Raw genomic sequence first — 7548 nt, forward strand, 5'->3', positions numbered from 1 at the left:
ACATACAAGTAATTTATAATATCTTGTATGTATGGGCTTTTAAAATTAATTTTTAATATTCATATACTTGAATTCTATAAGCTGAAGGCATATCTTTCAACTGTATCATCATCTTTTCATCACCGTTTAAAACTCTTCCTGCGTTCCATTCTCCGTTAACAAATTCGCCTTCTTCGAATCGTAACAATTCCACGTGTGTTTTTTTTCCTGGTTTTGAAAAGAATTGAACCTTCGTCATTGTTCCGATAACGACGAATTCATTTTCCGAAAGTTCAATAATCAATCCTCCTGAAGTTGGCTTATTTGGGGCTTTGGGCGAATAAGATACGAGAATATCATAAGCACCAAAATGAAGGAACTTACCAAAGTCATGTTCATTTCTCTTAACATAGCTCTGTAAATGACTGGTGCCTCTATATTTAAAATAGAGTGGTTTGATATTTTCGATTATGGAATAGCTCTTGGCTAGATAAGCTGCGCTGCCTTCAATTTCAAATGCAGAGGGATCAATATTTAATGACAACATTATTTCTACTGGTGGTTTGTCAATGCTTTCCGGATTCATTAATAGTTCTTCAATGCCAAATGGGGCATAACAAATAGCGTTACAACCACCAACAGCGTATAGGGCATATGTAGCTGAGACAGCATCTTTTCGGACCTCTGGAATGAATAATGGATTGCCATCCTGACTATATTCATCCATTACATCAGCTACATATGGAACATAAATATCCGGTGCCAGACAAAATAGAGAAGGAGCCATTAACTTCCACATTTTATCCATCTTCATGACAGGGCCGCCGCTTGGATAGGTTCCCGCACGCCATGGGAACTGTTCTAACCATGCATTGGCGTAGCATGGAAGAGGATAAGCCTGTTGACCTGCGTTCGTAATTCGTTCTACTGCAGATGAAAAATAATAAGCCATAAAGTATTCGCCAGCATCATAGCCAAATGCTTCCTCCCATGTTCCAGAAACTTGGAATTCTTCCGCAACGGATTGCGGAACTTCTTGTGAGAAAGCTTTATTTGCTGTAAATGAATAATCTCGATCCGTCCCTAAAAGTCCGATTTCATTTTCAACCTGCATAACAATAACCGTATTTTCTTCTGAATCAATCGATTTGATAAATTTCATTAAGTGATAGAATGCATTAGCATCTTTTTCAATTGCGGCTGCACATAAAGGCGAAATGGTATTTATTGCTTCACCGCTTGGTTTACAAGCACGGAAATAAGTTCTAGAATCTTTTTTCATCCAGTGGGGTACATACATAGATTCTGAATTTTTCCACAATCCAAACCATAGGAAAATAAGATGCATGTTATTTTCACGGGCTTGGGTAATCAGTCCTTCAACGAGGGTAAAGTCAAATTGATTTTCTTCTGGTTCAATTAATTCCCAGTAAACTGGAACAATCACGGAATTCATATTTAATGTTTTTAAATTTGGCCAAACCTGTTTTTCCATATATTCCAAGTCCGAGGAACTAGAATTATGGATTTCTCCAGCTAAGGCAATAAAGGGTTCGTCTCGAACGAATAAGGTTGGAATATCATTGTACTTTTTAATATGAGGCATTGTTGACATGATAAAAGCACCCTTTCATAATAAGATTATATTAATATCTTAATAAATCTTATTGTCAGAATAAATCTTAAAATATTATAGTGTGTATGAAAATATTAAGAAGAGAGAGGGGATTTTCAAGTATGAAAAAGGTTTTTTTTACAAAACATACTGAACAAAATTTAAAACTTCCTTATGTTTTATATTCTCTAGGTTTAAATCATAGGCAGGAATACATAAACAGACCCTCAGGTATGCCATTTTTTCAGTGGATTCAAGCTGTCAAGGGAAGCGGAGTGCTAGAAATAGATAAAAAGCAGTATTTGGTAGAGGAAGGGAGCGGGATGTTATTCTTCCCAAATGTTGGTCATAAATATTATGGCGTGAGCAAAGAATGGATTGTTCATTTCATGTGTTTTACAGGTTATGGGTCAAAGGAATTTTTTGAAAACATAGGGATTGAGCAATCAGGTATTTATAAACTAAACGATATTGAAAAAGTAAAGAAATATTTGGAAGAACTATATTTAATTCATACTCAGGATAGCAGAATGGAAATGTATGATTTTTCAAGAGTACTTTATGAAATCCTACTGGAGTTCCCAAAATCGACAACGCTTCCAAATGAGAGGATGATTAAAAATCAGAATAACAAAGTACATCTCGTAATGGATTATATAAACCAACATTATAATGAGCCCATTGTGTTATCTGATTTAGCAGAAAAGGTCCAATTGTCAAAAGAGTACCTTTGCCAGTTATTTAAAAAGATAAATGGATTTTCTATTTTTGACTATATTACGGATGTTCGATTAGTCAATGCGAAAACCTTACTCATTAAAGAGAGGAACGAGAAAATCAAGAATATTAGTAAAATGTGCGGATATGAAGATGTTAGTTATTTTGGGATGGTATTTAAGAAAAAAGAAGGGATGACGCCTGCGAAATTTAGAGAACTACATTAGAAGTCTGGAACTAAAAAGAGGACAACCTCTGTAGCTAGGAAGTCCTCCGAAAAAATTAGACTTTAAATTAATGCATTGGATTCATCGCTGAATGGTTAACGACAACCCGGCGGATGAAGAAGGCCAGGGCGAGACCGAACAGCGTCACGATCATCGCAAACAAGAACACATGCTGTGAGCCCGCCGTCATAGCGTTAGCCACCTCGGTCTGCTGAGTTGGTGCCGATGAGTCATGCAAATACTTCTTCATTCCAGAAGTAAGGATGATGATTGCGATCGCTGTACCAATCGCACCTGCGACCTGCTGCAACGTGTTCATGACAGCCGTCCCGTGCGGGTATAGCTCTGATGGCAACTGGTTCAGGCCGTTGGTCTGTGCTGGCATCCACACCATGGAAATGCCGATCATTAGTCCGATATGGAGGACGACGATAAAAGCGACCGATGATGTCGTCGATATGCTAGAGAAAAACCATAACGTTACCGCGACGACAATAAGTCCAGGAATAACAAGCCACTTCGGCCCATACTTGTCGAATAAACGCCCCATCCGCGGCGATAAGATTCCGTTTAGTGCGCTGCCCGGCAACAGCATGAGCCCGGCAGTGAACGGAGTCAGTTTCATACCATTTTGAAGAAACATCGGAAGGATAATCATGCTCGATAAAATGATCATCATACATGACAGCACCATCAGTAGTCCCACGTTGTACATTGGATACTTGAAGACGCGCAGGTCCATCATTGGTTCGCGCATAAATTTCTGCCTTAGTGTGAACAAAATGAGCGCGATCAACCCGATTGCAATGGAAGTAATCACGACCGTGCTAGTCCAGCCTTCCTCTCCTTCTCCTGCCTTGCTGAATCCGAAGACAACCCCTCCAAAGCCGATGGTTGATAATACAACGGAAATGAGGTCAATCCGAGGTTTGGTTACATCGGTGACGTTTTCCAAATATTTCAGACCTACTAATAGCCCAATGACCAAAAACGGCAGCGAGAGCCAGAAGATATAGTGCCATGTAAAATATTCGATTAGGAGACCTGCAACCGTTGGTCCGGTTGCCGGCGCGAACATGATGACAAGTCCAACGAAGCCCATCGCGGCTCCACGTTTCTCAGGTGGATACACGACGAGGATCGTATTGAACATGAGCGGAATCAAAAGACCCATGCCTGCCGCCTGTAGAACGCGAGCGACCATAAGCATTTCAAAGTTGAACGCGAGCGCCGCAATCAATGTGCCGACGATAGAGCACACGAGCGACCCGATAAACAATTGCCTCGTCGTAAACCATTGTAGCAGCAGCCCCGTCATCGGCATCAGAATGCCGAGAGTAAGCAAAAATCCCGTCGTCAACCACTGTGCGGTCGCGGCCGAAATTCGAAATACATCCATTAAATTACTAATTGCAATATTAAGAGCCGTCTCGCTGAACATTCCAACAAAACCGCAGATGAGCAGCGACGCCATAATAGCACGTGTATTGTATTGCTTCATTAACCATACCCCTTCTCTCTCCTGGAAAATTTCTATATACGTTCCCCTGTATTCGGTCCGTATTTGATACAATACAGGTCAAAATTCTCCTAGTCAATAAAATATTTTTTTAAATTTTTTGTAAAAAGGTTACGGGAAGATATAAACCTTTATATCAGATGTTTTAAAAATATTTCTTTTTCAAGTAAGGATAAAAATCACAATAAAATTTTTAACCTATTATATTTACTCCTAAAAAAAGAAGCAAAATGAAATAAAATCTATATCTATAAAGTTAAATAAGTAAAGGTATTTAATAGAAATAAACTTTATAGTTAAATTGGAAGCGGTAACAACGATGCAGAAAAGGAGAGTACACTGGAATGAATTATGAAGCTGGAAATCGTAGAAAACCAAAACGAGGAGTTTCTCTTTATAGTTATGCGGGCGAATATGGTGTAACCATGACGTTAGAAGACATGTTTGCGGAAATGAACGATATCGGCGCACGAGGGTTAGAAATATTAGCAAACTCACATATTGAGGGTTATCCAAATCCTAGTGAAGAATGGCTGGAAAATTGGGATCGATTAATAGAAAAATATAATATTGTACCGGCAGAATACGGTCATTGGGTCGATTCCCGCTTGTATGAGGGGAGACATCTTACTTCAGAAGAATCACTACAAATGTTAGAGCGTGATTTCAAACTCGCTAACCGTCTCGGATTTAAGGTTCTTCGTACAAAATTGGGTGTAATCGATGATTATCTTACTCCTGTAGAAAACTGGCGAGAATTTATTAAAATGGCCCTTCCGTTAGCGGAAGAATACAATGTCCGCATGTGCCCGGAAATTCATGCTCCAACACTTTTGAAATCTAAGATGGTTGATGATTATGTTGAGTTTATTAAAGAGACAGGAACCAAGTATTTTGGATTAAACATCGACTTCGGTGTATTTGAGACTCAAGCCTTACCCGCAAGTGAATGGGGGCCCGATGATTTTATTATGCCTCCATCTGAACATAGTCCTGTAGAGGATATTATCCCATTATTACCTTATGTCTATTGCTGCCATGCTAAATTTGTAAAAATGACTGATGATTTTCAAGAGATGACTATTCCTTACGAAAAAGTCATTAAAACATTGATGGAGCATAATTGGGATGGCTATATGGTGAGTGAGTATGAAGGCCCAAACAAATACGTGACCGGCTATGCCTCTGAACAAATTCGGAAACAACATGTAATGATGAAAAGAATTTTAGGAGAATAAGAGAGAAGGAGAATAACCATGACGATGTTAGAAAAACCTTGTATCCAATCGAGAGGATTTAGGAATGTCGAGAAAGATGGAAAAATTATCGGCTTCCAGGTTAATATTAGATCTTTGTATTATCGAGGCCTCTGGCTTTCACAATTACGTCCGGCTACCGTTTCAGTCGATGGTGAAACATTTTCAGGAGATCAGATTACATGGACGATTAATGGTGTGACCTACACACAAACTGAAATGATTGCACTCGGAGATGTTCACTGGGGTATCTTAGAACCAGCAACTCTTACAGTGGCAAAAGAAGGCGGACTAAAATCCGGCAGCCATGATATTGAAGTAAGCTATACGTATAGCTGCTCCTATTTTCCACCAGTTGCTGATACGGTTCTTGGTGCAATCCCCCACAAGAGGAAGCTAATTCTAGTGTAACCTTTAGAATAAATGTTCTAGAAGACGATATCGTCTTCTAGAACATTTTCTGTTTTTATTTAAGGGTAGGTTGGCTTCATGAATGAAATTTGTCTGGTTAAGTGAGGGGTTGAAGAAATATGGATTTAGCTAATACAAAATACGGATCGATATCTGGTATTAAACAAAATGGGTATACGGTTTTTAAAGGAATCCCTTATGCAAAAACACCTATAGGAGAACTTCGATTTTGTGCACCTGAGGAGACCGCCCCATGGGACGGAGTATATGAAGCAGATACTTTTCAAAACAAATTTATTCAAAGTGAATTGCCGAAGGAAATTTCTTTATATATTAAAGAGTTTTATTCTAATCCTGAATTTATGGTAGAAGGTAGTGAAGATGGACTATTCTTAAATATCTGGACTCCGGCGAAGGAGACGTCAGAAAAGTTACCAGTGGCATTTTGGATCCATGGTGGTGGCTTTCTAGGTGGATTTGGGTCGGAAATAGAATTTGATGGAGAATCCTTTTGTAAACAAGGTGTTATTTTAGTTACGTTCAATTATCGGCTCGGTTTGTTTGGTTTCCTCGCGCATGAATGGTTATGCCAGGAAAATGAAAAGGGTGTATCCGGTAACTATGGAATCTTGGACCAAATCATGGCCTTAAAATGGGTGTATAAAAATATCGAGGCCTTCGGCGGTGACCCTGAAAATATTACAGTTTTTGGGCAATCAGCTGGGGCAGTTAGTGTTCAAACTTTGATTTCATCCAAGCTTACAGGCAACATGATTAAAAAAGCCATTATGCAGAGCGGCGGAGGCTATCAATCACCTATCACACGAAATACAAACTTAGAGGACGCCAAGAAAATTGGAAAAGAATTCTTAAATTTTGCTAATATTAAAAGTTTGAATGAGTTAAGAGAAATATCAGCGGAAGAATTACTTGCCAAGGTCGAAAGTTACTACAGTCATAGAAGGGAGACTGGAAAAGAAGCGCATCTCTTTTTCCCTATTATTGATGGTTATGTGCTTGAAAATGAATATGATAAGTTAATAGAAAAAGGAGAAATAAAGGACATACCATACATGCTGGGATGTTGTAAGGACGATATTTCTGTTACATCTGGTGGTGGTGAAAATTCACCACTTTATCAAGGGTGTATCGGATTTTCTCGTAAGTTAGAAGAAATCGGAAGAAAACCTGCATATGTTTATTATTTTACCAGGGATCTTCCTGGTGATGAAAGTGGTGCCTTCCATTCTGGAGAGCTTTGGTACATGTTCGGGACTTTAAAGAGGAATTGGCGTCCCAACTTAGCAGCAGATTATGAATTATCAGAGCAGATGGTGACCGCTTGGACAAATTTTATGAAAAATGGTGATCTTAGCCAAGAATGGACTCCATGTACGTTAAATCATCCTTATGTAAAAGAATTTAATATTGAATAAAATTGAAATGAACAATGTTGTTTTTTAAGGAATTAATAATTTCCCCTGTTATTAAAGGCACCTATTTGGACAAATAGTCTGTGAAATTCATCAAAGGTGTCCCAAGGAGTTCCAAGTTCGGGCAAGAAGACCATGGAAATTATCCTAGGTGTCCGAAGGAGTTCCGAGTTCGGACAAGGAGACCATGGAATTCATCCAAGGTGTCCAAAGAAGCCCTAAGTTCGGACAAGAAGACCATGGAAATTATCCAAGGTGTCCGAAGGAGTTCCAATTTCGGACAAGAAGACCATGGAATTCATCCAAGGTGTCCAAAGGCGTCCTAAGTTCGGACAAGAAGACCATGGAATTCATCAAAGCTGTCCGAAGGTGATGTTAGACTAAGATACGG

At 39.1% G+C, this 7548-nt stretch carries 6 protein-coding genes; 4 read left to right on the plus strand and 2 right to left on the minus strand.

The features are described 5' to 3' along the window. Nucleotides 1-52 precede the first annotated feature (52 nt). Nucleotides 53-1594: a DUF5597 domain-containing protein gene (locus J7E81_RS05840; protein WP_215041155.1), complete on the minus strand. Its 1542-nt coding sequence runs from the start codon at nt 1592-1594 to the stop codon at nt 53-55. Between the two features lie 122 nt (nt 1595-1716). Between J7E81_RS05840 and J7E81_RS05845 the strand changes: the two genes are divergently transcribed. After that, entirely contained in the window at nt 1717-2538 is an 822-nt protein-coding gene (locus J7E81_RS05845; protein ID WP_215041156.1) for an AraC family transcriptional regulator, read from the plus strand. A gap of 67 nt (nt 2539-2605) precedes the next feature. On the opposite strand, the gene J7E81_RS05850 is transcribed toward J7E81_RS05845, so the two are convergent. After that, complete coding sequence (locus J7E81_RS05850; protein ID WP_215041157.1) at nt 2606-4039, minus strand: DHA2 family efflux MFS transporter permease subunit; 1434 nt, start codon at nt 4037-4039, stop codon at nt 2606-2608. A 362-nt stretch (nt 4040-4401) separates the two neighbouring features. Between J7E81_RS05850 and J7E81_RS05855 the strand changes: the two genes are divergently transcribed. From J7E81_RS05855 to J7E81_RS05865, 3 genes are all read left to right on the plus strand, one after another. Further along, the gene (locus J7E81_RS05855) at nt 4402-5295 is read left to right on the plus strand and encodes a sugar phosphate isomerase/epimerase family protein (protein WP_215041158.1); all 894 of its coding nucleotides are present in this window, start codon (nt 4402-4404) and stop codon (nt 5293-5295) included. Nucleotides 5296-5313: 18 nt separating this feature from the next. Further along, nucleotides 5314-5724, plus strand: a complete 411-nt coding sequence (locus J7E81_RS05860) for a C-glycoside deglycosidase beta subunit domain-containing protein (protein ID WP_215041159.1) — start codon at nt 5314-5316, stop codon at nt 5722-5724. Nucleotides 5725-5843: 119 nt separating this feature from the next. Beyond that, a complete protein-coding gene (locus J7E81_RS05865; RefSeq protein WP_215041160.1) occupies nt 5844-7160 on the plus strand; it encodes a carboxylesterase/lipase family protein in 1317 nt (438 codons plus the stop codon). Nucleotides 7161-7548 lie beyond the last annotated feature (388 nt).

Source organism: Bacillus sp. ISL-18 (assembly GCF_018613415.1).
Taxonomy (GTDB): Bacteria; Bacillota; Bacilli; order Bacillales; family Cytobacillaceae; genus Neobacillus.